Origin of the sequence: Enterobacter sp. WCHEn045836 (genome assembly GCF_003965585.1) — a bacterium.
In the GTDB taxonomy this organism is placed as follows: Bacteria; Pseudomonadota; Gammaproteobacteria; order Enterobacterales; family Enterobacteriaceae; genus Enterobacter; species Enterobacter dissolvens.
In genome coordinates this window covers 164,065-190,446 of record NZ_RXPT01000002.1, presented here as the reverse complement: position 1 = coordinate 190,446, position 26,382 = coordinate 164,065, and the positions used below count along the sequence as shown (strand labels likewise).

General features: G+C 57.8%; 25 protein-coding genes. 15 read left to right on the top strand and 10 right to left on the bottom strand.

All coding sequences use genetic code 11. The features are described from left to right. Window positions 1-11: 11 nt before the first annotated feature. Window positions 12-614, bottom strand: a complete 603-nt coding sequence (locus tag EKN38_RS03320) for a helix-turn-helix domain-containing protein (protein ID WP_014833372.1) — start codon at window positions 612-614, stop codon at window positions 12-14. A gap of 42 nt (window positions 615-656) precedes the next feature. Between EKN38_RS03320 and EKN38_RS03315 the strand changes: the two genes are divergently transcribed. Together EKN38_RS03315 and EKN38_RS03310 are read left to right on the top strand one after the other, a co-directional pair. Beyond that, on the top strand, window positions 657-1,343 hold the full coding sequence (locus EKN38_RS03315; protein WP_014833373.1) for a B3/4 domain-containing protein: 687 nt from the start codon (window positions 657-659) through the stop codon (window positions 1,341-1,343). 11 nt (window positions 1,344-1,354) lie between these two features. Continuing rightward, window positions 1,355-2,203, top strand: a complete 849-nt coding sequence (locus EKN38_RS03310) for a dihydrodipicolinate synthase family protein (protein ID WP_014833374.1) — start codon at window positions 1,355-1,357, stop codon at window positions 2,201-2,203. A 94-nt stretch (window positions 2,204-2,297) separates the two neighbouring features. Here EKN38_RS03310 and lsrG read toward each other — a convergent pair whose 3' ends face one another. From lsrG to lsrA, 6 genes are read right to left on the bottom strand one after another with little or no spacing between them, the layout of a single operon-like run. Continuing rightward, complete coding sequence (lsrG, locus tag EKN38_RS03305; protein WP_013098845.1) at window positions 2,298-2,591, bottom strand: (4S)-4-hydroxy-5-phosphonooxypentane-2,3-dione isomerase; 294 nt, start codon at window positions 2,589-2,591, stop codon at window positions 2,298-2,300. Further along, on the bottom strand, window positions 2,588-3,475 hold the full coding sequence (gene lsrF / locus EKN38_RS03300) for a 3-hydroxy-5-phosphonooxypentane-2,4-dione thiolase (protein WP_014833375.1): 888 nt from the start codon (window positions 3,473-3,475) through the stop codon (window positions 2,588-2,590). Before lsrF ends, lsrG begins: the two co-directional genes overlap by 4 nt. A gap of 11 nt (window positions 3,476-3,486) precedes the next feature. Then, window positions 3,487-4,488, bottom strand: coding sequence for an autoinducer 2 ABC transporter substrate-binding protein LsrB (gene lsrB, locus EKN38_RS03295; protein ID WP_014833376.1), 1,002 nt, complete (start codon window positions 4,486-4,488; stop codon window positions 3,487-3,489). Between the two features lies 1 nt (window position 4,489). Then, window positions 4,490-5,467, bottom strand: coding sequence for an autoinducer 2 ABC transporter permease LsrD (gene lsrD / locus EKN38_RS03290; RefSeq protein WP_014833377.1), 978 nt, complete (start codon window positions 5,465-5,467; stop codon window positions 4,490-4,492). Then, window positions 5,468-6,499 (bottom strand): autoinducer 2 ABC transporter permease LsrC, encoded by a 1,032-nt coding sequence (gene lsrC / locus EKN38_RS03285; protein ID WP_014833378.1) that lies wholly within the window; start codon window positions 6,497-6,499, stop codon window positions 5,468-5,470. Next, window positions 6,496-7,983, bottom strand: coding sequence for an autoinducer 2 ABC transporter ATP-binding protein LsrA (gene lsrA, locus EKN38_RS03280; protein WP_014833379.1), 1,488 nt, complete (start codon window positions 7,981-7,983; stop codon window positions 6,496-6,498). Before lsrA ends, lsrC begins: the two co-directional genes overlap by 4 nt. Before the next feature lie 215 nt (window positions 7,984-8,198). Between lsrA and lsrR the strand changes: the two genes are divergently transcribed. The 3 genes from lsrR (at window position 8,199) to EKN38_RS03265 (ending at window position 12,982) form a co-directional block, all read left to right on the top strand. Further along, a complete protein-coding gene (gene lsrR, locus EKN38_RS03275; protein ID WP_013098851.1) occupies window positions 8,199-9,167 on the top strand; it encodes a transcriptional regulator LsrR in 969 nt (322 codons plus the stop codon). 35 nt (window positions 9,168-9,202) lie between these two features. After that, complete coding sequence (gene lsrK, locus EKN38_RS03270; RefSeq protein WP_014833380.1) at window positions 9,203-10,795, top strand: autoinducer-2 kinase; 1,593 nt, start codon at window positions 9,203-9,205, stop codon at window positions 10,793-10,795. Between the two features lie 165 nt (window positions 10,796-10,960). Continuing rightward, window positions 10,961-12,982 (top strand): NADPH-dependent 2,4-dienoyl-CoA reductase, encoded by a 2,022-nt coding sequence (locus EKN38_RS03265; protein WP_014833381.1) that lies wholly within the window; start codon window positions 10,961-10,963, stop codon window positions 12,980-12,982. On the opposite strand, the gene rlmG is transcribed toward EKN38_RS03265, so the two are convergent. Beyond that, window positions 12,979-14,115, bottom strand: coding sequence for a 23S rRNA (guanine(1835)-N(2))-methyltransferase RlmG (rlmG, locus tag EKN38_RS03260; RefSeq protein ID WP_014833382.1), 1,137 nt, complete (start codon window positions 14,113-14,115; stop codon window positions 12,979-12,981). The two genes, EKN38_RS03265 and rlmG, sit on opposite strands and share 4 nt — an antisense overlap. Window positions 14,116-14,200: 85 nt before the next feature. On the opposite strand from rlmG, the gene EKN38_RS03255 reads away from it, so the two are divergent. From EKN38_RS03255 to sstT, 4 genes are all read left to right on the top strand, one after another. Then, window positions 14,201-14,704 (top strand): YgjP-like metallopeptidase domain-containing protein, encoded by a 504-nt coding sequence (locus tag EKN38_RS03255; protein WP_013098855.1) that lies wholly within the window; start codon window positions 14,201-14,203, stop codon window positions 14,702-14,704. A gap of 70 nt (window positions 14,705-14,774) precedes the next feature. Then, the gene (locus tag EKN38_RS03250; protein ID WP_014833383.1) at window positions 14,775-15,773 is read left to right on the top strand and encodes a Gfo/Idh/MocA family protein; all 999 of its coding nucleotides are present in this window, start codon (window positions 14,775-14,777) and stop codon (window positions 15,771-15,773) included. Window positions 15,774-16,025: 252 nt separating this feature from the next. Then, window positions 16,026-16,991, top strand: a complete 966-nt coding sequence (locus EKN38_RS03245) for a TerC family protein (RefSeq protein ID WP_014833384.1) — start codon at window positions 16,026-16,028, stop codon at window positions 16,989-16,991. 210 nt (window positions 16,992-17,201) lie between these two features. Beyond that, complete coding sequence (sstT, locus tag EKN38_RS03240; RefSeq protein WP_014833385.1) at window positions 17,202-18,443, top strand: serine/threonine transporter SstT; 1,242 nt, start codon at window positions 17,202-17,204, stop codon at window positions 18,441-18,443. A gap of 92 nt (window positions 18,444-18,535) precedes the next feature. On the opposite strand, the gene EKN38_RS03235 is transcribed toward sstT, so the two are convergent. Continuing rightward, window positions 18,536-20,023 (bottom strand): UxaA family hydrolase, encoded by a 1,488-nt coding sequence (locus tag EKN38_RS03235; protein ID WP_014833386.1) that lies wholly within the window; start codon window positions 20,021-20,023, stop codon window positions 18,536-18,538. Between the two features lie 17 nt (window positions 20,024-20,040). After that, a complete protein-coding gene (gene uxaC / locus EKN38_RS03230) occupies window positions 20,041-21,453 on the bottom strand; it encodes a glucuronate isomerase (protein ID WP_014833387.1) in 1,413 nt (470 codons plus the stop codon). 474 nt (window positions 21,454-21,927) lie between these two features. On the opposite strand from uxaC, the gene EKN38_RS03225 reads away from it, so the two are divergent. From EKN38_RS03225 to EKN38_RS03200, 6 genes are all read left to right on the top strand, one after another. After that, window positions 21,928-23,226 (top strand): MFS transporter, encoded by a 1,299-nt coding sequence (locus EKN38_RS03225; protein ID WP_014833388.1) that lies wholly within the window; start codon window positions 21,928-21,930, stop codon window positions 23,224-23,226. Between the two features lie 141 nt (window positions 23,227-23,367). Then, window positions 23,368-24,144 (top strand): transcriptional regulator ExuR, encoded by a 777-nt coding sequence (gene exuR / locus EKN38_RS03220; RefSeq protein ID WP_014833389.1) that lies wholly within the window; start codon window positions 23,368-23,370, stop codon window positions 24,142-24,144. 343 nt (window positions 24,145-24,487) lie between these two features. Continuing rightward, window positions 24,488-25,150, top strand: coding sequence for a DedA family general envelope maintenance protein YqjA (yqjA, locus tag EKN38_RS03215; protein ID WP_014833390.1), 663 nt, complete (start codon window positions 24,488-24,490; stop codon window positions 25,148-25,150). Window positions 25,151-25,152: 2 nt separating this feature from the next. Further along, on the top strand, window positions 25,153-25,536 hold the full coding sequence (gene mzrA / locus EKN38_RS03210) for an EnvZ/OmpR regulon moderator MzrA (protein WP_014833391.1): 384 nt from the start codon (window positions 25,153-25,155) through the stop codon (window positions 25,534-25,536). Between the two features lie 142 nt (window positions 25,537-25,678). Then, entirely contained in the window at window positions 25,679-26,047 is a 369-nt protein-coding gene (locus EKN38_RS03205) for a DUF1090 domain-containing protein (protein WP_014833392.1), read from the top strand. Window positions 26,048-26,076: 29 nt separating this feature from the next. After that, window positions 26,077-26,382 carry a YqjD family protein gene (locus EKN38_RS03200; RefSeq protein ID WP_014833393.1) on the top strand — a complete coding sequence of 102 codons (306 nt, stop codon included), beginning with the start codon at window positions 26,077-26,079 and terminating at the stop codon, window positions 26,380-26,382.

Below are 26,382 nucleotides of genomic sequence, written 5' to 3'. Positions count from 1 at the left end.
CCGGCTGCTTTTTATCGGTGAAACTCCGCCACCGTCATGGTGAAGCGAAGCACGGTATTGCCTTCATTGGCATAGCCGTGCGCCGCTTCAGTTTTCGCCACCGCCGATGCCCCGGCAGCAACCTGCGTCACCGCCTCGTCCACTGTCAGCGATAAAACGCCTTCGTTCACGTGCAACAGCTCAAAGGTTCCCGCCGGATGCCCGGAAGAGGTAAATCGCTCTCCCGGCTGCATCTCCCACTGCCACAGTTCAATCATATCCGGGCCCGCAGTTCCTGCCAGCAGTCTCGCGCGTCCGCCCTTTTCCCCCTGCCACAGCACCGGGATCGCCGCGTCCTCAATGATATGCACCCGCGGTTCGCTGGAGACATTCACAATATCCGCCACCGACACGCCGAGCGCGGCAGCCAGCTTGCACAGAATCGCGATACTGGGGTTAGCCGCCCCTTTCTCGATCTCCACCAGCATGCCTTTGCTGACGCTGGCACGCCGCGAGAGCTCATCCAGCGACAGTTTTTTCTCTTTACGCCAGTTGCGAATACGGCTGGCGACGGCCAGGCTTACCTGGGCGATATCGGCACCCTGTTCAGTCATTATATTGACTTTTTCAGTCATTGGTCACTACCATGGTATAAAACAGTCAATACAGGATTATTTATGTCTCTCGTTACGCCGTCAATAGACCCGCGTCTTGCCGCGATTGCCCCGGGCTTTCGGGCGCTGAGCATTGTGGTTGACGCTGCGCCGATTACCCACCCGGAAGTCGCTCCGGCCGTGCTCAGGCAGGCCTGCCAGCAAATGTTGAATGATGATGTTCCGTGGGCTGACGCGCACCTTTCCGGCTGGGATGAGGTATTTAAGGCCTTCGGCGCAAAACCGAAACGCACGCCCTGCTCGGCCTCCGCCCTGCGTAAGCGGGTCTTAAAAGACGGCTCGCTGCCGCCGCTGGATCCGGTGGTGGATATCTACAACGCGGTGAGTATTCGCTACGCCATCCCGGTTGGTGGAGAAAATCTTGCGGCTTACACGGGGGCGCCACGTCTGACGCTGGCCGACGGCAGCGAGCCGTTTGATACCGTCAAAGAGGGGCAGCCGGTGGTGGAATACCCGGAGCCGGGCGAGGTTATCTGGCGCGACGATCTCGGCGTCACCTGCCGTCGCTGGAACTGGCGCCAGGGGATACGCACTCGTCTTGACAGTCAGGCGCAAACCATGTGGTTTATTCTGGAAAGTCTGCCGTCAATGCCGCTTACGGCACTGGAAGAAGCTGGCGCGGATCTGGTGGATAACCTGCAACGTCTGATGCCGGGTGCAGTGGCGCACAGGCAGTTACTGACACTGTAAGAGGATAAAAAATGTTTCGTGGAGTCAGCGCGTTTCCATTAACGCCCCTGAAAAACGGCACGTTTGATGAGCAGGCGTTTACGCGTCTGCTCTCTTCCGTGGTTGAGGCAGGCGTGGATTCACTGGGCATTCTTGGCTCGACGGGGAGCTATGCCTATCTGACCGTTGAAGAGCGTGCCCGGGTGACACGCTGCGCGGTGGAGCATGCCGGTGGCATACCGGTCATCGTCAGCATCGGCGCACTGCGGCTGGACGATATTCTGCGTCTGGCTGACGACGCGCAAACGGCCGGGGTATCCGGCGTGCTGTTGGCGCCCGTGTCGTACCAGCGATTAACGGATGAGGAAGTGTTTAAGCTCTATGAAACGGTGACCCGCCAGCTCTCCGTACCGCTGTGCATTTACGATAACCCTGCCACGACCGGTTTTGCGTTTAGCGATGAATTGCTATTTGCCGTCGCGTCTCTGCCGAATGTGGGTTCCATCAAGCTTGGCCGCGTGCCGGAGGATCTGTCTCAGGTACGTGTCCGGCTTCCTGATACGGTCACACTGGGTATCGCCGGTGACTGGCGGGCAGCCTCCGCCCTGCAGGCCGGGTTTGACGTGTGGTATTCGGTTCTCGCGGGGTTGTTCCCAAAAGCGGCGCTGGCGATAGCGCGTTCGGGGAAGAGTACTGAGTCAGAACGGTTAGAGCCGCTATGGGATCTGTTCCGTCGTTACGGTAGCGTAAGGGTCATCGCGGCAGCGGCGGAAATGAGGGGAAAAGTGGCAACACCCGGATTGCCGTTCCCGTTGCAGGCGATTCAGGGGGAGCCGCGCGAGGCACTTTCAGCGATCCTTGCGGAACTGGAACTGGCCTGAAAAACGCCGGGTGGCGCTGCGCTTGCCCGGCCTACACAATCAACACGAACTCGTGCCTGTAGGCCCGGTAAGCGCAGCGCCACCAGGCAAAACGTTACTCCGGCAGCAGCCCCACAAAACTGCGTTTTTTGCGTGGCTCCGACATTAATTCTTCGAGCTTATCCACGCAGGCCAGATAGTGCGGCGTTTTCTTGTGCGCCAGCACCGCCTCTTCGTCTTTATAGGCCTCGTAGATAAAGAACCGGGTTTTCACCCGGGGGTCCTGCAACACGTCAAAACGCAGGTTTCCCGGCTCCTGAATCGCGCCCTCGTGGTTGGCGCGAAACACCTCCAGAAACTCGTCCACCCGCTCGGGTTTGATGTTGATCTCCACTAACGTCACGTTCATTTCGCTTCTCCCTGTTTCTCTTCCTGCCAGAACTGGAACGCCTCCCGGGCGCTCATGTTCTCGTGAACCACTTTCTTCACCGCCTTCAGCATGGCGAGCGGCGCGCTGGACTGGAAGATATTACGCCCCATGTCCACGCCGGAGGCTCCCTGATCAATCGCGCGCCAGCACATCTCCAGTGCCTCGTGCTCCGGCAGCTTTTTCCCCCCGGCGATGACGATCGGCACCGGGCAGCTGGCGGTCACTTTTTCAAAACCGTCATCCACAAAATAGGTTTTAACGAACTGCGCCCCCATTTCGGCGGCAATCCGGCTGGCGAGCGAGAAGTACCGCGCATCGCGTGCCATCTCTTTGCCCACCCCCGTCACCGCCAGCACGGGCATCCCGTAACGTGCCCCCGCGTCCACCAGCTTGATGATGTTGTTGATCGACTGATGCTCGAATTCACTGCCGATGTACACCTGCGCCGCCACCGCGCAGACATTCAGGCGCAGGGCATCCTCCATCGCCACCGCCACGCACTCGTTGGAGAGCTCGCCTAAAATCGAATTCCCTCCCGAGGCGCGCAGGACCACCGGTTTATTGGTGGCGGCCGGGACGGTGCTGCGCAAAATACCGCGGGTACACATCAACACATCGGTTTCGCCGAACAGCGGTGCGATAGAGAGATCGATACGCTCAAGACCGGTGGTCGGCCCCTGGAAGTAACCGTGGTCAAAGGCCAGCATCACTGTGCGGTTGCTTTTTGGGTTGAAGATACGCGAAAGCCGGGACTGCATGCCCCAGTCCAGCGAGCCACAGCCCTTCAGGGTGAACGGTACGTTTTGCTGCGGTGTACCGATGCCAAAATCCTTACCGTCTTTGATGTCGTCTAAATCAGCCATTTGCTCCCCCGTCAGAAATCGTATTTGTTGATGTTCTCTTTGGTGAACACCACGCGCTCTGGCAGCAGCACGATGCCGTTGCCTTTTGCTTCATACTGGTAGCCCTGGACGCTGTTCGGCTCGACCTTCAGCGTACCGATATCTTTCACCTCCACGCTGTCGCCGACGTTAAGATCACCTTTTTTCAACAACCGATCGGCGACATTGACCGCAATTTTGCCCTGTTGCACCACATCCCACAGGCTGAAGGCTTTAACCGTGCCGCGCTCGACGTACGGGCGCATGACGTTAGGCGTACTGAACCCGACAATCGCCACCCCTTCCCGCTTCAGGTTTTCCGCCGCCTGCGCCGCGGCTGGCAGGGCGTTGGCGTCCGGGGCGATGATCGCATCCAGATCCGGGTACGCTTTTAAGATCCCTTCGGCGGTTTGCAGGGATTTGGTGGCGTCGTTATAGCCAAACTGGGTGGTCACGATCTGCCACTGGGGATGATCTTTTTCGATTTTGGCCTTCGCCTCTTTCACCCACTGGTTCTGGTCGGTGACGGTCGGGCTGGAGTAGAAGAAGGCCACTTTGGCATTCGGCTTTGTCACCTGCTTCCCGGCCATCTCCACCAGCAGGCCACCGAGCTGCTCCGGGGTACCCTGGTTGATGTAAATGCTGCGGCACTCCGGTTTGGTGTCGGAATCCCAGGTCAGCACTTTGACGCCGCGCTGCATCGCGCGCTTCAGCGCCGGGCAAAGGCCATCCGGCGACACGGCGGAGACGATAATGGCGTTATAGCCCTGGTTGACGAAGTTATTGATGAGCTGCACCTGGCCGGAGACGCTCGGCTCGGTGGGGCCGTCGTAGGTGACGTCCACGCCGAGCGTTTTCCCCGCCTCTTTTGCACCGTTGCCGCCGCTGGTGAAGAAGCCCACGCCTACCAGCTTCGGGATAAAGGCGATGCGGTCCGCCGCCTGCGCCGAGGCGAAGCTGAGGGCCATTGCCAGGACTATCAGTTTTGTTTTCATCTTACGCTCCGGATAGTTTTCTAAAGAGAGAACGCACCCATTCACGGTGCAGACTCAGCGAACGTCCCATCACCACCACAACCAACAGCGCCCCTGACAGCGCGCTCGACACCTGGTTGGGGATGCCGACCATCTGTAAACCCTGCTGCAGGTACCCCACCAGCAGCGCCGCCAGTGCCGTACCGATAACCGACCCTGACCCGCCGTAAATATTCGCCCCGCCGAGCACGGCGGCGGTGAGGGCAGGCATCAGCAGATCGCGCCCCAGATCCGAACGCGCGGAACCGAAATAGGAGACCATCACCAGGGCGGCAATGGCCGAGGCGACGCCCACCAGGCCGTACAGCGCGTAAGGCATGCCGTTAACCGACAGCGCCGCATAGCGCGCGGCGCGCGGGTTCTGGCCGATTAAGAACAGATGCCGCCCAAAGCGCCCGCGGTGGGTAATCAGCCAGAAGAAGAGCGTAATGAGCGCAAACAGCACCAGTGGAATGGGCAGACCTGACACGGTCAGGTTAGCGAACGCGGTAAAGCTGTCCGGGAAGCCGCCGATGCCCTCATAGCCCGTCGCGCCCGCCATGCCAGAGAGCAGCAGCGCCCCGCCGCCGTAGAGGTAGAGCGTGCCGAGAGTAATGACTAACGGGCTGATGCCGGTGTAGTGGATCAGCGCCGCATTCACCAGCCCGCACAGCAGGCCCAGCAGCAGCGTCAGAGGAATGGCGACCGCCATCGGCCAGCCCGATTGCATCATCACCCCCAGCGCAATGGCGCACAGGCCGATGGTCGAACCGAGGGAGATATCGATCCCGCCGCTGATGATCACCAGCGTCAGCGGCAGCGCCACAATGCCGATGCAGATGAAATCGCTGGTGCTGAACAGCAGCATGTTGATGTCGAGCATCCGCGGGTTAATGGCGCCAAAGAGCAGGATCTCCAGCACCAGTAAGATCAGCAGCGCGCTTTCCCAGTTAAGCTTCATTTACGCCACCTCTTTTTTGCGTTTGGGAAATGGGGTGACGTGCTTTCCCCCTCTGTTACCCGGCTGGAAGCGAGCGTATTTCAGCGCCCGCTGATGACGCGCCAACGCCTGGCGCAGACGCCCGTCGAGCACCAGCACGCCCAGCAGCACCAGCCCGGCGATAAAGTCGTTCCACCACGCCGGGAGCTTAAACAGCACCAGTACGGTGTCGATTTGCGTCAGGAAAAAAGCCCCCAGCAGTGCGCCAATCAGCGTGCCCGTCCCGCCCAGCAGCGAAATGCCGCCGAGCACGCAGGCGGCGATGGCTTTCATCTCCAGCCCGCTGCCGGTCTGGTTTGGCACAAAGCCAATCTGGGAAGCAAAGACAATTCCGGCGCAGGCCGCCAGCATGCCGTTGAGGGTAAAGGCGATCATCCGCGTGCGGTTGACCGCCACGCCCAGCTGGCGCGCGGCGGCAAGGTTATCGCCCACGGCGTAGAAATCCCGGCCGAAGGCGGTACGCGAGAGCGTCCACGCGCCGACAGCGGCTAAAAACAGCACCACCATGCCGAGCGGTGAGATACCAACCGCAACCGGTTCTGAGAGGGATTTCAGCGCTGGCGGCAGCCCTTCGATCCACTTCCCGCCGGTCCAGAGCAGCATCGCCCCGCGATACAGCCCCAGCGTACCGAGGGTGGCAACAATCGCCGGGATGCGCAGCGCCACCACCAGAAACCCGTTGAACGCCCCTGCCAGCGCGCCGACAGACAGCGCGAACAGCATCGACACCGGCAGGCTGTAGCCATTGTTCAGCGCCACGCCGATCGCGATGGCGGAGAGCCCCACGGTGGAGCCCACGGAGACGTCAATATTGCGGGTCAGCATCACCAGCGCGGCGCCAAGCGCCAGCAGGATCAGGATTTGCGCGCTGGCGAAGATCATCCCCAGCGTCTGAAGGCTCAGGTAAGCCGGATTAAGCGCCACCAGCACGGCAAACAACGCCAGAATGGCGAGAAACGCGCTCAGCTCGCGGTTTTTCAGTAACGTCTTCATGATTGTCCTCCGAACGCCAGCGCCATCATCCGATCGAGGCTGACGGCATGGCGCGGCAACTCGCCGCTGAGCACGCCCTGGTGCATCACCAGAACGCGATCGGCAAGGCCAGGAAACTCATCGAGATCGCTTGAGATCATCAGCACCGCCACGTTCTGCGCGGCCACGCTTTTGATGAGCTGGTAGATATCAGCACGTGCCGACACATCCACGCCGCGCGTCGGTTCATCGACGATCAGCAGTAACGGGTTGGCTTCCAGACAGCGGGCCAGCAGCACTTTTTGCTGATTCCCGCCGGAGAGGGTGCGCACGGTTTGATCCGCATGGTTAAGTTTGATCCCCAGCGCCCGGTGGTAACGCTCCACCACCGCGGACTCCCGCTTGCGTTGCTGCCAGAGAGACGGCTCGTTCAGCGCCACCGTGTTCCAGCGGATCGGTGCATCCAGGAACAAGCCGGACACCTGCCTGTCTTCCGGCAGATAAACCAGGCCTTTGTCCAGCCGGCCGCCCACGCTCTCGTGAGTGATCTCCTGATTCTCCAGCCAGACCCGTCCGCCACGCACCGCACGCAGGCCGTAGAGCGTCTCGGCAAATTCGGTGCGCCCGGATCCGACCAGACCGGCCAGACCGACGATCTCGCCTGCGTAGATCTCAAGCGAGAGATCGATAAAACCCTCCCCGGTAAGCTCGTCCACGCGCAGCACCGGAAAATCCTGCGGCTGGGTGCGACGGTTTCCCGGCAGCGCCAGCCACAGTTTTTGCGCATCGCTTAAGCCTTTCTCCCGGCTCACCGGCGTCATGGCGGCAATCAGCGCGTTATCGTCGAACTGCGCGGTTTCCCCGCTGAGCACCACGGCACCGTCGCGCATCACCGAGACGTGGCTTGCCAGCTGGCGGATCTCCGGCAATTTATGCGAAATAAAGACGATGCCAACGCCCAGATCCTGCAGGGCGCGGATCTGGCGAAACAGGCGTTCGGTTTCACCGGGCGTGAGGGACGCCGTGGGTTCGTCGAGGATCAGGATCGTCGCGTTACGCATCAGACCGCGCAGGATCTCCACCATCTGCTGATCCGCCACTTCCAGCGTGCTGGCGATCGCGTCGAGATTTAGCTGGCACTGCAACTGCTGCAGCTTCTCCGTCAGCCGTTTCTCTCGTTCCCTTTCACGCGGCAGGCGGAAAAGGATGTTTTCCCGCACCGTCAGATTGGGGAACAGGAGCGGTTCCTGCGGCACCAGATAGATACCTAACTTGTGCGCCTGCACGGGTGTGAGCCGCGCATATGAATGGCCTGCTACGGAAAGTTCACCGCTGTCCGGCGTCTCCACACCGGCGATGATCTTCATCAGCGTCGATTTACCCGCGCCATTACCGCCCATCAAGGCATGTACCTGGCCCGCAAGCAGCGTGAAATCAATGCCTTTCAAAACCGGCACCCCGGAAAACTGCTTGCAGATGGCTCGTGCTTCGATAAGTGAGGTCATCATCGCTCCGCTATTGAACAAATGATTTTTAGATTTAATAATGTTCAAAAGCGTAGACGGTGAACTATATTTACAACCGTGCAGGGATCACAGTTTTATCGATTAAGATCCAACTGAACCAGAAACTATCTAAAAGATCCGTTTTGCCGCGTGGCTCACATTTTCGACCTGCGCCGTCACGAACATATGATCTAAATTTTTATAAGAGTTCAATTATGAGCGATAAACGCACTGCGGAAGAAGGTCGGTTTGCCGGGCTGGCACTGGCGGAAGAGGAGCTGGTTGCCCGCGTGGCCTGGTGTTACTACCACGACGGATTGACGCAAAACGACATTGGCGAACGGCTCGGCCTGCCGCGCCTGAAGATCTCTCGCCTGCTGGAGAAAGGTCGCCAGTCCGGGGTGATCCGCGTGCAGATCAACTCCCGCTATGAGGGCTGTCTGGCACTGGAAACCGAATTGCAGCAACGCTTTGGGCTAAAGCTGGTGCGCGTGCTGCCAGCGCTGAATACCCCGCCAATGAACGTGCGGTTAGGCATTGGTGCCGCGCAGTCGTTAATGGGCGTGCTGGAACCCGGCCAGCTGTTAGCGGTGGGATTTGGTGAAACCACCATGAGCAGCCTGCAGCACTTAAGCGGCTTTATCAGCTCGCAGCAGATCCGCCTGGTCACCCTTTCCGGCGGCGTGGGGCCGTATATGACCGGCATCGGCCAGCTGGACGCGGCATGCAGCGTCAGCATGATCCCCGCCCCGCTTCGCGTCTCTTCCGCCGAGGTGGCCGGGATCTTAAAACGCGAAACCAGCGTGCGGGACGTGATCCTCGCCGCAACGGCCGCCGACGTGGCGGTGGTCGGGATTGGGTCCGTGAACCAGCGCCGTGATGCAACGATATTGCGCTCAGGCTACATCAGCGAAGGTGAACAGCTGATGTATGCCCGTAAAGGGGCCGTCGGCGACATTCTCGGTTATTTCCTCACTGCCGAAGGAGAGTGCGTTGAGGAGCTGGAGATCCACAAAGAACTGCTGGGCGTCACGCTTGATGAACTGGCGCAGTTGCCCACCATCGTTGGCGTGGCCGGCGGTGTTGAGAAAGCCGATGCGATTTACGCCGCACTGAAAGGTCGCCGTATCAATGGCCTGGTGACGGAAGAGACAACAGCCCGCGCGGTGCTGGCCCTGACGTAACGGGGTAAGCCCTGCGCTAACAACGAGGCAAACTCATGAGTTACCTTTTAGCGTTAGATGCAGGGACAGGCAGCGTGCGTGCCGTTATTTTCGATCTGCAGGGCAACCAGGTTGCCGTGGGTCAGGCCGAGTGGAAGCACCTCAGCGCGGAAAATGTGCCGGGCTCGATGGAGTTCGACCTTGAGACCAACTGGCGGCTCACCTGCCAGTGCATCCACCAGGCGCTGGATCGCGCGCATTTGAGCGCGGCAGATATCCAGTCCGTCGCCTGCTGCTCCATGCGCGAAGGGATTGTTCTGTATGACCGTAACGGCGAGGCCATCTGGGCTTGCGCCAACGTCGACGCCCGCGCCAGCCGCGAGGTGGCTGAACTTAAAGAGATCCACGACAACCAGTTTGAATCCGAAGTATACGACGTTTCCGGCCAGACCCTGGCCCTGAGCGCCATGCCGCGTCTGCTGTGGCTGGCGCACCATCGCCCGGATATCTATCGCAAGGCTGCCACTATTACCATGATCAGCGACTGGCTGGCGGCGAAGCTCTCCGGCGAGCTGGCGGTCGACCCGTCTAACGCGGGCACTACGGGGATGCTGGATCTCTTCTCCCGCGACTGGCGGCCAGCGCTGCTGGATATGGCCGGACTGCGCGCCGATATCCTCTCCCCGGTGAAAGAGACCGGCACTGTTCTGGGTGCCATCACCCATGATGCCGCCCGGCAGAGCGGCCTGCGTGAAGGCACGCCTGTGGTGATGGGCGGTGGCGACGTACAGCTGGGCTGTCTGGGGCTGGGCGTGGTGCGCGCCGGGCAAACGGCGGTGCTGGGTGGCACCTTCTGGCAGCAGGTGGTCAACCTGCCGCAGGTGCGCACCGATCCTGAGATGAATATTCGCGTGAACCCACACGTCATCCCCGGTATGGCGCAGGCGGAGTCGATCAGCTTCTTCACCGGCCTGACCATGCGCTGGTTCCGCGACGCCTTCTGCGCGGAAGAGAAGCTGATCGCCGAACGTATGGGGATGGACACCTATTCCCTGCTCGAAGAGATGGCGAGCCGGGTGCCCGCGGGTTCGCATGGCGTGATGCCCATCTTCTCCGACGCGATGCATTTTAAGCAGTGGTACCACGCCGCCCCGTCGTTTATTAACCTCTCCATCGACCCGGAAAAGTGCAACAAAGCGACGCTGTTCCGCGCACTGGAAGAGAACGCGGCGATTGTCTCGGCCTGTAACCTGGCGCAGATCTCACGTTTCTCCGGCGTTCACTTCGAGAGCCTGGTGTTTGCCGGAGGCGGTTCGAAGGGGGCGCTATGGAGCCAGATTTTAAGTGACGTCACCGGTTTGCCGGTGCGCGTACCGGAAGTGAAAGAGGCGACGGCGCTGGGCTGCGCCATTGCCGCCGGAGCCGGGGCGGGACTGTTTGCGGATATGGCCACCACCGGCGAGCGGCTGGTGAAATGGAGCCGCGAGTTTACCCCGAACCCGCAGCACCGGGCGCTGTACGATGGCATGATGCAGAAGTGGCAGGCGGTGTACGCCGACCAGCTTGGGCTGGTGGACAGCGGGCTGACGACATCAATGTGGCAGGCGCCGGGGCTGGTGCGTTCCCCCTCACCCCGCCCCTCTCCCTAAGGGAGAGGGAGATTGAGTCCCCTCTCCATTAGGGAGAGGGTTAGGGTGAGGGCATTATTTGAATCCCATCACAATCACTGCATTCCCCTTTTCCCTTTTACTTCCTGCTGGCTAAATTAGTAACTCATCCGACCACATAACAATAATTTTACACTGGAAGAGACTATGAGCCGCTACCCGTCGTTATTCGCCCCCCTCGATCTGGGGTTCACAACGCTCAAAAACCGCGTGTTGATGGGCTCAATGCATACCGGGCTGGAGGAGCATCCGGACGGGGCCGAGCGTCTGGCGGCCTTCTATGCCGAACGCGCGCGCCACGGGGTGGCGCTGATTGTTACCGGTGGTGTGGCTCCCGCGCCCTCAGGGGTGGGGATGGAAGGCGGAGCGGTACTTAACGATGTATCACAGCTGCCGCACCACCGCATTGTGACCGATGCCGTTCACAATGAAGGCGGGAAAATTGCCCTGCAAATCCTGCATACCGGGCGTTATAGCTATCAGCCGCATCTGGTTGCGCCGTCGGCCATTCAGGCACCGATTAACCGCTTCAAACCGCATGCCCTTAGCCACGATGAAGTGCTGGCGCTGATTGACGACTTCGCCCGCTGTGCGGCGCTGGCGCGTGAAGCGGGCTATGACGGCGTCGAGGTGATGGGTTCCGAGGGGTATCTGATTAACGAATTCCTCGCGGCCCGCACGAACCAGCGTGACGACGAATGGGGAGGCGATTATGCGCGACGCATGCGCTTTGCCGTCGAAGTGGTGCGCGCCGTGCGTGAACGTGCGGGCGCTGACTTTATTATCATCTTCCGCCTGTCGATGCTGGATCTGGTGGAAGGTGGCGGGACGTTTGACGAGACCGTCCAGCTGGCGCAGGCGATTGAAGCCGCCGGTGCCACCCTCATCAACACCGGGATTGGCTGGCACGAGGCGCGTATCCCGACTATCGCCACGCCGGTACCGCGCGCCGCCTTCACCTGGGTTACGCGCAAGCTGAAAGGCAAAGTGTCTGTTCCGCTGGTGACCACTAACCGTATTAACGATCCGCAGGTAGCGGATGATGTCATCTCACGTGGCGATGCCGATATGGTGTCGATGGCGCGTCCGTTCCTGGCGGATGCTGAGCTGCTCTCCAAAGCGCAAAGCGGGCGGGCGGATGAGATCAACACCTGCATCGGCTGTAATCAGGCCTGTCTGGATCAGATCTTCGTCGGGAAAGTGACCTCCTGCCTGGTTAACCCCCGCGCCTGCCATGAAACCAAAATGCCGGTGCTCCCGGTAGACAAATCAAAACGCCTGGCGGTTGTGGGGGCGGGCCCCGCGGGACTGGCGTTTGCAATAAATGCGGCGTCGCGCGGGCACAGCGTGACGCTGTACGATGCCGCGGGCGAGATTGGCGGGCAGTTTAATATTGCCAAACAGATCCCCGGCAAAGAGGAGTTCTATGAAACGCTGCGCTATTACCGCCGGATGATCGCGCTGACGGGTGTGGATCTGCGGCTCAACCAGTGGGTGAGCGCGCCAGATCTGTTGGAATACGACGAGGTGATCCTGGCGAGCGGGATCGCCCCGCGCACGCCTGCGATCGAGGGCATCGATCATCCTAAAGTACTGAGCTATCTCGATGTGCTGCGCGATAAAGCGCCGGTTGGGGAAAACGTCGCCATTATCGGCTGCGGTGGGATTGGCTTTGATACCGCCATGTATTTAAGCCAGCCGGGCGAGGCCACCAGCCAGAACATCGCCGAGTTTTGCGTGGAATGGGGCATCGACACCAGCCTGAGCCAGTCCGGCGGCCTGCGCCCGGAAGGGCCACAGCTGCCGAAAAGCCCACGGCAGATCGTGATGCTGCAGCGCAAAGCGAGTAAGCCGGGTGAAGGACTGGGGAAAACAACCGGCTGGATCCACCGCGCCACCCTGCTCTCGCGCGGCGTGAAGATGATCCCGGCGGTCAGCTACCAGAAGATCGACGATGACGGCCTGCACGTCACGATCGGCGGTGAACCACAGCTGCTGCGTGTGGATCATGTCATTTTATGTGCCGGGCAGGAGCCGAAGCGCGATCTGGCGGATCCGCTACGTGAGGCGGGTAAAACGGTGCATTTGATCGGCGGGTGCGCTGTGGCGATGGAGCTGGATGCGCGGCGGGCCATTGCGCAGAGCACCCAGCTTGCACTGGTTATTTAGCGACGACGCCCCAGCTTCACCGCTTTCAAGACCACAAACTTGTTATTGGTGGCGATGGTGACGCAGTTACCGAAAATCTTCTTCAGCTTGTGGAAGTAGTCCAGGTGACGGTTGGCCACGATATACAGCTCGCCGTTGATTTTCAGGCAGCGGCGCGCATGATGGAACATCTCCCACGCGACGTTATCCGTCAGGGCATGCTTCTGGTGGAACGGTGGGTTGCAGAACACGGCGTTGAAGCGGAAAGGTTCTACGCCGGACAGCGCGTTATTGATCATAAACTCGCAGCGATCCAGCGCCTCTGGCATGTTGGTTTCCACGTTCAGACGGCTCGAGGCCACCGCCATTGGCGATTCGTCGCTGAAGACCACGCTGGCTTGTGGGTTCTTTGCCAGCAGCGTCAGGCCAATCACGCCGTTACCGCAGCCGAGATCCACAATCTCCCCTTCCAGATTTTCCGGCAGATGTTCAATAAAGAAACGTGCGCCGATATCCAGGCCGGTACGTGAGAAGACGTTCGCATGGTTGTGGATGGTCCAGTCGGTGCCTTCCATCTTCCAGCTCAGCGTCTCTGGCGCGTCAGCCAGCTCCGGCGCGCTGAAGGTACAGTTAATCAGGCGCGCTTTTTTCCACGCCAGCGTCGTGGTGGTCGGGCCGAGCACTTTCTCGAACAGCTCCAGCGTTGAGGTGTGAATATCACGCGCCTTCGCACCTGCGATGATGCGCGTCTCTGGCGTGACGACCTTACGTAATGCACGCAGCTGCTGCTCCAGCAACGCCATGGTTTTTGGCACTTTAATCAGCACCACGCCCGGCGCCTGCGGGTAGTCTGCGGTGCTGTCGAGGAACTTCACGCTGGCTTCGTCGAGATCGTTGTGACGCAGGTTTTCACGCGTCGCCAGCTCGCTTAAGTATGAATCGCCAATGCTGTAAGGCGTGTGCGCCGCCAGGGCGCAGCCCAGCGCTCCGAAGGCATCATTCAGGATCAGAACCGGGCCGCGGATTTCAGTCTCATCCAACTGTTGCAGCAGATATTCATCCGCCGCTTCCCACGCCTGAAGCGGGTTAACGTCGTCCGTCTCCGGGAAACGTTTAAGGTTGAGTGAACGGAAACCGTTGTCTAAGTGGCTCATCGGCCCTCCTGAATGGTAAAATTTCGGCGTTATCCCTGAAAAGGGTGCGTGAGTATACCCGTTTTCAACTTATTTTGGGGTTTTGATGAACCAGCTGACTTATCTCCAGGGCTACCCGGAGCATCTGCTCTCCCAGGTACGCACGTTAATTGCCGAGCAAAAGCTGGGGGCGGTGCTGGAAAAACGCTATCCCGGCACGCACGATGTCGCGACCGATAAAGCCCTCTGGCAGTATACGCAGGATCTCAAAAACCGGTATCTGAAGAGCGCGCCGCCGATCAACAAGGTGATGTACGACAATAAGATCCACGTGCTGAAAAATGCGCTCGGCCTGCACACCGCCATCTCCCGCGTGCAGGGCGGCAAGCTGAAAGCGAAAGCCGAGATCCGCGTCGCCACTGTCTTTCGCAACGCACCGGAAGCCTTTCTGCGAATGATCGTGGTACACGAGCTGGCGCACCTCAAAGAGAAAGAGCATGACAAGGCGTTCTACTCCCTGTGCTGCCACATGGAGCCGCAGTACCATCAGCTGGAGTTTGATACCCGTTTGTGGCTTACGCATTTATCGTTAAAGAGTAATGCGCAGTAGCGCACTGGTTTTGCAACAATCACGTGCTACAGTGGCTAAAGGTTCCCCGCTACGGAGTACGTAAACGTTTATGATACGTTTCGCAGTCATTGGTACGAACTGGATCACGCGCCAGTTCGTCGACGCCGCCCACGAAACCGGCAAATTTAAGCTCACCGCAGTCTATTCCCGCAGCCCTGAACAGGCGCAGGCTTTCGCGAATGATTACCTGGTTGAATATCTGTTCACCTCGCTTGATGAGATGGCGCAAAGCGACGCGATTGACGCGGTCTATATCGCCAGCCCGAACGCCCTGCATTTCCCGCAAACCCGGCTTTTCCTCAGCCATAAAAAACATGTCATTTGCGAGAAGCCATTGGCGTCGAATATTCAGGAAGTCGAAGCGGCGATTCAGTGCGCCCGCGACAACCAGGTGGTGCTGTTCGAAGCGTTTAAAACCGCCAGTCTGCCGAATTTCCTGCTGTTACAGCAGTCTTTGCCGAAGATTGGCAAAGTGCGCAAAGCCTTTATTAACTACTGCCAGTACTCGTCACGCTACCAGCGTTATCTGGACGGCGAGAACCCGAATACCTTTAATCCGGCCTTCTCAAACGGCTCGATTATGGACATCGGTTTCTATTGCCTGGCCTCTGCGGTTGCCCTGTGGGGCGAGCCTCACGGCGTTACAGCCACTGCCAGCCTGCTGGAGAGCGGCGTGGATGCGCACGGTGTCGTGGTGCTGGATTACGGTGATTTCAGCGTCACGCTGCAGCACTCCAAAGTGAGTGATTCGGTCCTGCCAAGTGAAATTCAGGGTGAAAACGGCTCGCTGGTTATCGAAAAGATCTCCGAATGCCAGAAGCTGAGTTTTGTGCCGCGCGGCGGTAAAGCGCAGGAGCTGACGCAGCCTCAGCATATTAACACTATGCTCTATGAGGCAGAGGTCTTCGCCCGACTGGTGGAAGACAACGAGGTGAATCACCCCGGGCTTGCGGTAAGCCGCACCACGGCCAAACTGCAAACGGAAATCCGTCGCCAGACCGGCGTGGTTTTCCCGGCAGACGGCGTGAGCGCAGACGCTATCGCGTAAAGCTGTGTAATGAATGACTGTGGACCATTGACGAAACTGATGGTCTGACATATTTTGTTACGAGCAAAGGGGAGTAACTTCCTTGCCGGTGGATCGTCATTACGATGCGTGCAAAACCGCATCCGGTCGCCGGGCAACCCTTGTGGTTGTAAGTGAGACCTTGCCGGAAGGCGAGGTCTATGCATAAAAAGCTAACGGCTATCGTCTTCTGACCATAGCCGTTTTTGTTTTTTTATGTGTAAGGAAAATAGTATGCATTCAGTCGGCACTCCAATGTTGTGGGGCGGATTCGCGGTTGTCGTGCTTATCATGCTGGCGATCGACCTCTTTTTACAGGGGCGTCGTGGCGAGCACGGTATGAGCATCAAACAGGCTGCCGTCTGGTCGCTGGTGTGGGTTACCCTCTCTCTGCTCTTCTGCGCCGCCTTCTGGTGGTATCTGGCCTCGACCGAAGGCCGTGCGGTGGCCGATCCTCAGGCACTCGCCTTCCTCACCGGTTATCTGATTGAAAAAGCGCTGGCGGTGGATAACGTCTTCGTCTGGCTGATGCTGTTCAGCTACTTTGCCGTGCCTGCTGCCCTGCAGCGTCGTGTGCTGGTTTACGGCGTGCTGGGGGCGATCGTTCTGCGTACCATTATGATCTTCGCCGGAAGCTGGCTGATTACCCAGTTCGAATGGCTGCTGTACGTCTTTGGCGCGTTCCTGCTGTTCACCGGGATCAAGATGGCGCTGGCGAAGGAAGACGAAACCGGCATTGGCGAAAAGCCGCTGGTGAAGTGGATCCGTGGACACCTGCGCATGACCGACAAGATCGAGAGCGAGCACTTCTTTGTTCGTCAGAACGGCCTGCTGTTTGCCACCCCGCTGCTGCTGGTGCTGATTCTGGTTGAGCTGAGCGATGTGATCTTCGCCGTGGACAGTATCCCGGCTATCTTCGCCGTCACCACTGACCCGTTCATCGTGCTGACCTCAAACCTGTTCGCGATTCTCGGTCTGCGTGCGATGTACTTCCTGCTGGCAGGCGCGGCTGAGCGCTTCTCAATGCTGAAGTACGGTCTGTCGGTGATCCTGGTATTCATCGGTATCAAGATGCTGATTGTCGATTTCTACCATATCCCGATCGCCATCTCGCTCGGCGTGGTGTTTGGCATTCTGCTGGTGACGCTGATTATCAATACCTGGGTTAACCGCCAGAACGATAAAAAGCAGCAGGCATAGTGCGTTTTGCCGGGTGGCGCTGCGCCACCCGGCACTTTCGTTAAACAATAGTTAAAAAACATGACGCAACACGTAAAATCCAGCATTTTACGCTTCCGCCTTTCCTCGCTTTCCCTGATACTCAACCAGGCAAACAAATACTTACATCCGGACATAAATGTGCCTTAGAGCACAGCCAGGATGGAACGCAATTTCACTCAGGAATAACGTATGAGCACACAATCACGCGGTCTGTTCGCGCGCCTGGCGCAGGGCAGCCTTGTAAAACAAATTCTGGTCGGGCTGGTACTGGGTATTCTGCTGGCAATGGTGTCAAAACCTGCTGCGGAAGCCACGGGACTGCTTGGAACCCTTTTCGTTGGCGCACTGAAAGCCGTGGCACCGGTACTGGTTCTGATGCTGGTCATGGCGTCGATTGCCAACCACCAGCACGGACAAAAAACCAACATTCGCCCGATTCTGTTCCTGTATCTGCTGGGAACCTTCTCTGCGGCATTAACGGCCGTTGTGTTTAGCTTCCTGTTCCCGTCCACGCTGCATCTGACCAGCGCGGCCGGTGATATCACGCCGCCATCGGGGATTGTGGAAGTGCTTCGTGGCCTGCTGATGAGCATGGTCTCTAACCCAATCACGGCGCTGATGAACGCAAACTACATTGGCATCCTGGTCTGGGCGATTGGTCTGGGCTTCGCGCTGCGTCATGGTAATGAGACCACGAAAAACCTGGTTAACGATGTCTCGAACGCCGTGACGTTCATGGTGAAGCTGGTGATTCGTTTTGCGCCAATCGGGATCTTCGGTCTGGTCTCTTCCACGCTGGCAACCACCGGTTTTGACGCGCTGTGGGGCTACGCACAGTTACTGGTCGTGCTGGTAGGCTGTATGCTGCTGGTGGCGCTGGTGATTAACCCCCTGCTGGTGTTCTGGCAGATCCGCCGCAACCCGTATCCACTGGTGCTGACCTGCCTGCGTGAAAGCGGCGTGTATGCCTTCTTTACCCGCAGCTCTGCAGCCAACATTCCGGTTAACATGGCGCTGGCTGAAAAGCTGAACCTCGATCGCGACACCTACTCCGTGTCGATCCCGCTGGGCGCCACCGTGAACATGGCGGGTGCGGCAATCACCATTACCGTGCTGACTCTGGCGGCCGTGCATACGCTGGGTATTCCGGTGGATCTGCCTACGGCGCTGCTGCTGAGCGTGGTGGCATCACTGTGTGCGTGCGGTGCATCCGGCGTGGCGGGCGGTTCTCTGCTGCTGATCCCGCTGGCGTGCAATATGTTCGGTATCCCGAATGAAATTGCCATGCAGGTTGTTGCTGTCGGCTTTATCATCGGCGTGCTGCAGGATTCCTGTGAAACGGCGCTGAACTCCTCTACCGACGTGCTGTTCACCGCTGCGGCCTGTCAGGCGGAAGACGCGCGTTTAGCGAAGAACGCCCTGCGAGGTTAACAGCAAAACGGCAACCCTGAGGTTGCCGTTTTTAGTGTTTGTACCCTCTCCCCGTGGGAGAGGGTCAGGGTGAGGGCATCAGGCCGCACCGATTACAGCGTCACCCCACTCTTAAAGATCGCCAGCTCGCGGAAGTCGTTCTTCTCGTTACAGGTCTGTTTGCCGTTGGCAAACGCTACGATAGTATCCACAAACTCCGTCAGCAGCTGCGGCATCGCTTTGCCGTGAATGAGCTGACCGGCATCGAAGTCGATCCAGTGCTTTTTCTTCGCCGCCAGTTCACTGTTGGTGGCAATTTTGACCGTCGGGACAAACCCACCGTACGGCGTACCGCGGCCGGTACTGAACAGCACCATATGGCAGCCAGCCCCGGCAAGTGCACTGGTGGCAACCGCGTCGTTACCCGGGGCGCTCAGCAGATTAAGCCCGTGCGTTTTCAGGCGTTCGCCATAGCGCAGGACATCCACCACCTGGCTGGCCCCTGCTTTCTGCGTACAGCCCAGTGACTTCTCTTCAAGCGTGGTGATCCCGCCCGCTTTGTTGCCCGGAGATGGGTTTTCATAAATTGGCTGGTTGTGGGCAATGAAGTACTGTTTGAAATCATTCACCATGGTGACCGTTTTCTCAAACGTCGCTTCATCACGGCAGTGGCTCATCAGGATACGCTCAGCACCGAACATCTCCGGCACTTCTGTCAGCACGGTGGTACCGCCGTTGGCAATCACATAGTCTGAGAAGCGCCCCAGCATGGGGTTCGCGGTGATGCCGGAAAGACCGTCCGAGCCGCCGCATTCCAGACCAAACTTAAGCTCGCTCAGTTTGCCCGGCTCGCGTTTGTCGTGACGCATCACCTCATACAGCTGATGCAGTTGCTCAACGCCCGCTTCCACTTCATCGTCCTGATGCTGACACACCATAAAGTGCACACGGTCAGGGTCAAACTCGCCCAGTGTCTCCCGGAAGGCATCCACCTGGTTGTTCTCGCAGCCCAGGCCAATCACCAGCACCGCCCCCGCGTTCGGATGACGCACCATATTTTGCAGCATGGTACGGGTGTTAATATGGTCATCTCCCAGCTGCGAACAGCCGTAGGTGTGGCTGAACAGATGCACGCCGTCAGTGCCTTCGGCATCATGGGTCTCTTTCAGAAAACGCGTCTGGATTTGACGCGCGATCCCGTTCACACAACCGACGGTCGGGAGGATCCACAGTTCGTTGCGGATCCCCACGTCACCGTTGGCGCGGCGGTAGATCTGTACCTCACGATCCGCCGCCTGCTTTTCTTCCGGGTGGAAATCAGGTTGATAGCTGTACTCGTCCAGATCGCTCAGATTGGTGCGGGTATTGTGGGAGTGGATGTATTCACCCGGCGCAATATCCTCCAGCGCATGGCCAATCGGTAAACCGTACTTCACCACGTTCTCCCCTTTCGCAATGGGGAGCAGGGCAAACTTATGCCCACGTCCAATGGCCTGACGTAACGTAACCGACTGATTATCGAAAGTGACGTCCGTTCCTTCGGTCAGATCCGCCAGCGCAACGGCGACGTTATCCAGCGAATGGATTTTGATGTATTGCATATCAACCTCAAACGGCCTTAGTTCAGTTCAATGGCGAAGTAGTCACGCGCATTGTTGAAGCAGATGTTTCTCACCATTTCACCCAGCAGCTGGATATCTGCCGGTGCTTCGCCTGCGTGCACCCAGCGGCCAATCATCTGGCAGAGAATGCGACGGAAATACTCGTGGCGGGTATAGGAGAGGAAACTGCGACTGTCGGTCAGCATCCCCACAAAGCGGCTCAACAGGCCCAGCTGTGCCAGCTGCGTCATTTGACGCTCCATGCCATCTTTCTGGTCATTGAACCACCAGCCGGAGCCGAACTGCATCTTGCCTGGCATCCCTTCGCCCTGGAAGTTGCCAATCATGGTGCCCAGCACTTCGTTATCGCGCGGGTTCAGGCAGTAGAGAATGGTTTTTGGCAGCAGATTTTGCTCGTTCTGCTTACTCAGCAGTTTAGAGAGCGCTTCGGCCAGCGGACGGTCGTTGATGGAGTCAAAGCCCACGTCCGCGCCCAGCAGTTTGAACTGACGCTGGTTGTTATTACGCAGCGCGCCAATGTGGTACTGCTGTACCCAGCCGCGACGGGCATATTCTGCACCGAGGAACACCAGTACCGCAGTTTTGAACTGGGCGACTTCATGCTCGCTCAGGGATTCGCCGGAGAGACGGCGCGCCAGGATGCTATCCAGCTCGGCTTCGTTAGACTCCGCAAACAGCACCACATCCAGGGCGTGGTCAGAGACTTTACACCCGTGCGCGGCAAAATGGTCCAGACGTTTGGTCAGCGCAGTTTGCAGATCGGCGAAACGACGAATGTCGGTGTCGGAGACTTCAGCCAGCTTCGCCATATAGTCGCTAAACGTATCGAGTTCAATGTTAAACGCTTTATCCGGACGCCAGCTTGGCAGCACTTTGATATCAAACGCGGTGTCTTTCGCAATAACCGCGTGGTGCTCCAGCGAGTCGATTGGATCGTCCGTGGTGCCCACCATTTTCACGTTCATCTGCTTCATGATGCCGCGCGCGGAGAAGTTATCCTGTGCCAGCAAGTCGTTGCACTGCTCCCAGATCTCATCCGCCGTGGCCGGTGAAAGCAGCTTGCCGGTAATGCCAAACGGACGGCGCAGTTCGAGGTGCGTCCAGTGATAGAGCGGATTACCGATGGTCTGCGGCACGGTAGCCGCCCAGGCGTCAAATTTCTCGCGGTCGCTTGCGTCGCCAGTACACAGGCGCTCCGGGACACCGTTAGTGCGCATGGCGCGCCATTTATAGTGATCACCCTTCAGCCAGATGTCATACAGGTTTTTGAAACGGTAATTTTCGGCTACCTGCTGCGGCGGTAAATGGCAGTGGTAGTCGAAAATGGGCTGGTCTTTTGCGTAGTCGTGGTACAGGCGGCGGGCAAATTCAGTGTCTAACAGAAAATCGTCGGTCATAAACGGTGTCATTATCGTCTTCCTCGTAACGGGAGCGGCAGAAAGCTTATGTTCAGATGCTGCAAAGTTATCACACCAATTTCCAGAGCCCGAAGTTTTTTTCGTGAGTTGGATCAATAAACCCGGACAAAAAAATTACCCCAAATGAGGTAAACCCTCCTCCAGACCGCGCCAGCACTGGCTTTACCTGCGCCAGATAATGTCCCCACAAAGAATCATACATTTGTGATGTCACTCACCTTTTAAAGTTGTATGACAAGTTATCTTTTCGCCGTCGCAAACACGCAGCTGACGGAATGCATTACCGGTGGCAGACATCGGATTTAACGGTACGGAAACCGACTTATGCACGCTTACTTATGGCAAGGTTCGGGCCGTTCCGGGACGTTCTCCCGGTTACGCCCCTCCCGTTACACAGCCCTCCCCGAAACCGGTTGAGAGGTTGCCGTGCCCCGGCACGGAAATAACATAACGATGAGGTTTTAGATGCGTAAAATTAAAGGGTTACGTTGGTATATGATCGCACTGGTGACGCTGGGCACCGTGCTGGGTTACCTGACGCGTAACACCGTGGCAGCCGCCGCGCCCACGTTGATGGAAGAGCTGCACATCTCCACGCAGCAATACTCCTACATCATTGCCGCTTACTCCGCGGCTTACACCATCATGCAGCCTGTTGCCGGCTATGTGCTGGACATTCTCGGGACCAAAATCGGTTATGCCTTCTTCGCCATTGCCTGGGCGGTATTCTGCGGGGCAACAGCGCTGGCAGGGAGCTGGGGTGGCCTGGCGCTGGCACGCGGCGCGGTAGGTGCGGCGGAAGCGGCGATGATCCCCGCAGGGCTGAAAGCCAGCTCTGAGTGGTTCCCGGCAAAAGAGCGTTCCATTGCGGTCGGTTACTTCAACGTCGGTTCGTCCATCGGGGCGATGATTGCCCCCCCGCTGGTGGTGTGGGCCATTGTGATGCACAGCTGGCAGATGGCGTTCATTATCTCTGGCGTACTGAGCTTTGCCTGGGCTATGGCGTGGCTGGTGTTCTATAAACACCCACGCGATCAGAAAAAACTCTCTGAAGAAGAGCGCGAGTACATCATTGGTGGTCAGGAAGCACAGCATCAGACCAACAACGGCAAAAAAATGTCCGTCTGGCAGATCCTGGGAACCCGTCAGTTCTGGGGGATCGCCCTGCCACGCTTCCTGGCTGAGCCGGCCTGGGGCACCTTTAACGCCTGGATCCCGCTGTTCATGTTCAAGGTCTATGGCTTTAACCTGAAAGAGATCGCCATGTTCGCCTGGATGCCGATGCTGTTCGCAGACCTGGGCTGTATTGTGGGGGGTTACCTGCCGCCGCTGTTCCAGCGCTGGTTTGGCGTGAATCTGATCGTCTCCCGCAAAATGGTGGTGACGATGGGCGCGGTGCTGATGATTGGCCCAGGCATGATCGGTCTCTTCACCAGTCCGTATGTGGCTATTGCCCTGCTGTGTATCGGTGGCTTTGCTCACCAGTCGCTGTCCGGTGCGCTGATTACGCTCTCGTCTGACGTTTTCGGGCGTAACGAAGTGGCGACGGCCAACGGCCTGACCGGGATGGCCGCCTGGACCGCAAGTACCCTGTTCGCGCTGGTGGTCGGTGCGCTGGCGGACACGATTGGTTTCAGCCCGCTGTTCGCGGTACTGGCTATCTTCGACCTGATGGGTGCGGTCGTTATCTGGACGGTGCTGAAAAGCAAATCAGCGGACGAACTGGCGAAAGAGACGCTTGGGGGACCGGCGACGCAGAGTTAGCCTTGCTGTGCCGGGTGGCGCTACGCTTACCCGACCTACAAAACCAGCCGCCTCCGGGCGGCTTTTTTCATGGTGAAATCTGGAGAGTGGTGCGCAAAAGTGGTATAACAAATCATCTGCCGTACCCTGCCTGGAGCGCATATGGAAATCACCGAACCACGTCGTTTATATCAACAACTTGCTGCCGAGCTGAAAGATCGCATCGAGCAAGGTGTCTATCTTGTCGGTGACAAACTCCCCGCTGAGCGCTTCATTGCCGATGAAAAGAGCGTGAGCCGCACCGTGGTGCGTGAAGCGATCATCATGCTGGAAGTGGAAGGTTACGTTGAGGTTCGCAAAGGCTCTGGCATTCATGTGATTTCGAATCAGCCGAAACACTCTCCTGTGGCGGACGAAAGTCTGGAGTTTGCCAGCTATGGTCCGTTTGAGCTGCTCCAGGCCCGCCAGCTCATTGAAAGCAACATCGCTGAATTTGCGGCAACCCAGGTAACCAAGCAGGACATCATGAAACTGATGGAGATCCAGGAGAACGCCCGCAAGGAAAAATGTTTCCGCGATTCAGAGTGGGATCTGCAGTTCCACGTTCAGGTTGCCCTGGCGACGCAAAATACCGCGCTGGCCGCAATTGTAGAAAAAATGTGGACTCAGCGCGTTCACAACCCGTACTGGAAAAAACTGCACGATCATATCGATTCTCGAACGGTGGATAACTGGTGTGACGATCACGACCAAATCCTCAAGGCGCTGATTCGTAAAGATCCCCATGCCGCGAAACTGGCCATGTGGCAGCACCTGGAAAACACCAAGCAGATGTTGTTCAATGAGACCAGTGACGACTTCGAATTTAACGCTGACCGTTATCTTTTTGCAGATAATCCGGTCGTTCATCTCGATACCGCCTCAAGTCAGGCAAAATAGATTCCCTTTCTGCTGGCAGGCGCTTCGCTGCGCCTTCCGGCGCTGATGGGTAAGCAAAACATATATAGTGTCAGCCTTTGTAAATCCCCTCGCTCACTTCCAGGGCTTACGCCAAAATCATCACACCCTGCAAATTCTGTGACGCAGAACGTTGGGCTTTGTTACAATTGGATTCAATTCCTTATTTTGTAAGTTAGTGCTTGCTAACCAGCCAATTAACAGGGAACAGTGTTGGCCACACCGCAATGTGTCCGCGAGCGACCATAATGAAATCACAACAATGTCGCCGTGCTGTTTGTCCCGGATAACAGGCGTGACGTTAACCGATTTCCAGGAACACTGAATGGAACTTTTGACCCAACTACTGAATGCCCTCTGGGCTCAGGATTTCGAAACGCTGGCCAACCCTTCCATGATTGGCATGCTCTATTTTGTCTTGTTTATGATCCTGTTCCTTGAGAACGGTCTGCTGCCTGCGGCCTTTTTGCCAGGCGACAGTTTGCTGGTGCTGGTCGGCGTGCTGTGCGCTAAAGGGGCGATGGCATTCCCGCAAACCATTTTGTTACTGACCGTCGCCGCCAGCCTCGGCTGCTGGGTGAGCTACATCCAGGGACGATGGCTTGGCAATACGCGACTCGTGCAGAACTGGCTCTCTCATCTTCCCGCCCATTATCATCAGCGGGCGCACCATCTTTTCCATAAGCACGGACTTTCGGCACTGCTGATTGGCCGTTTTATCGCCTTTGTGCGTACCCTGCTGCCAACCATCGCAGGTCTTTCAGGGCTCAGCAGCGCGCGCTTCCAGTTCTTTAACTGGATGAGCGGCCTGTTGTGGGTGCTGATCCTCACCACGCTGGGCTATGCGCTGGGTAAAACGCCGGTCTTTATGAAGTATGAAGATCAGCTGATGTCATGCCTGATGCTGCTGCCTGTCGTTCTGCTGGTCTTCGGCCTGATTGGTTCGTTGGTTGTCCTGTGGAAGAAAAAATACGGAGCCAGGAGCTAGCAATGGTTATCTCAGCGCTCTCCCTGCGTCGTTGTGCGTATGCCCTGACCGTGCTGGTGCTAATGAGCGCCATGCTTCTGGTCTGGAGCGCGCTTTCGCATCAGGAGTCTACGCTGGCCATTCGCCCGGTGAATCAGGGTGCCAGCGTACCTGATGGTTTCTCTGTCTGGCATCATCTGGATGCCAACGGGATCCGCTTTAAAAGCATTACGCCGCAAAATGATGTGTTACTGATCAAGTTTGACTCCCGTGCGCAGAGCGCGGCCGCGAAAGTGGTTCTCGACCGCACGCTGCCCCATGGATATATCATTGCTCAGCAGGACGATGACAGCCAGCCTGCGTCCTGGCTGTCGCTGATTCGCGATACGTCGCATCGATTTGGATAATTACCAGGATTCCGAATCTTTTCACTTACTTTGGTGAATCCCCCGTTTACTTACTATGCTTAAGTACGCGGAGCACCCCTCAGATGTTCTCCGCTTAGTCTGGATAGCGGCGTATGCCGCAACACAATGGAAGGTTTCGATAATGAAATTCCGCATTACTCTGGCTCTGGCCCTTTTATCTTTAAGCACTGCATCCTTCGCTAACTCTCTCTGTCAGGAGAAAGAGCAGGATATTCAGCGTGAGATCGGTTATGCCGAAAAGCACAACAATCAGCATCGTGTTGAGGGTCTGAAAAAAGCGCTGAGTGAAGTCAAAGCTAACTGTTCGGACAGCAAACTGCGTGCCGATCACCAGAAAAAAATCGCTGAACAGAAGGACGAAATAGCCGAGCGCCGTCGCGACCTGCAGGAAGCGAAAGAGAAAGGGGATGCGGAAAAAATTACCAAGCGCGAGAGAAAGCTGAAAGAAGCGCAGGACGACCTGAAAGCGCTGGAAGCTCGCGATTATTGAGTTAACGGAAATCTCAACAGGAGAAAATCATGTCAAAAGATACGACGTCTGAACATCTGCGCGCTGAACTGAAATCCCTGGCTGACACCCTTGAAGAGGTGCTGAACTCCTCCGCAGATAAGTCAAAAGAAGAGGTCAGCAAACTGCGCAGTAAAGCGGAGCAAGCGCTGAAAGAGAGCCGTCATCGTCTGGGTGAAACCGGTGATGCGCTGGCGAAACAGACCCGTGAAGCCGCCGCTCGCGCCGACGAATATGTACGCGATAATCCGTGGACGGGTGTCGGTATTGGTGCCGCAGTCGGTGTGGTACTGGGTGTTCTGCTGACGCGTCGTTGA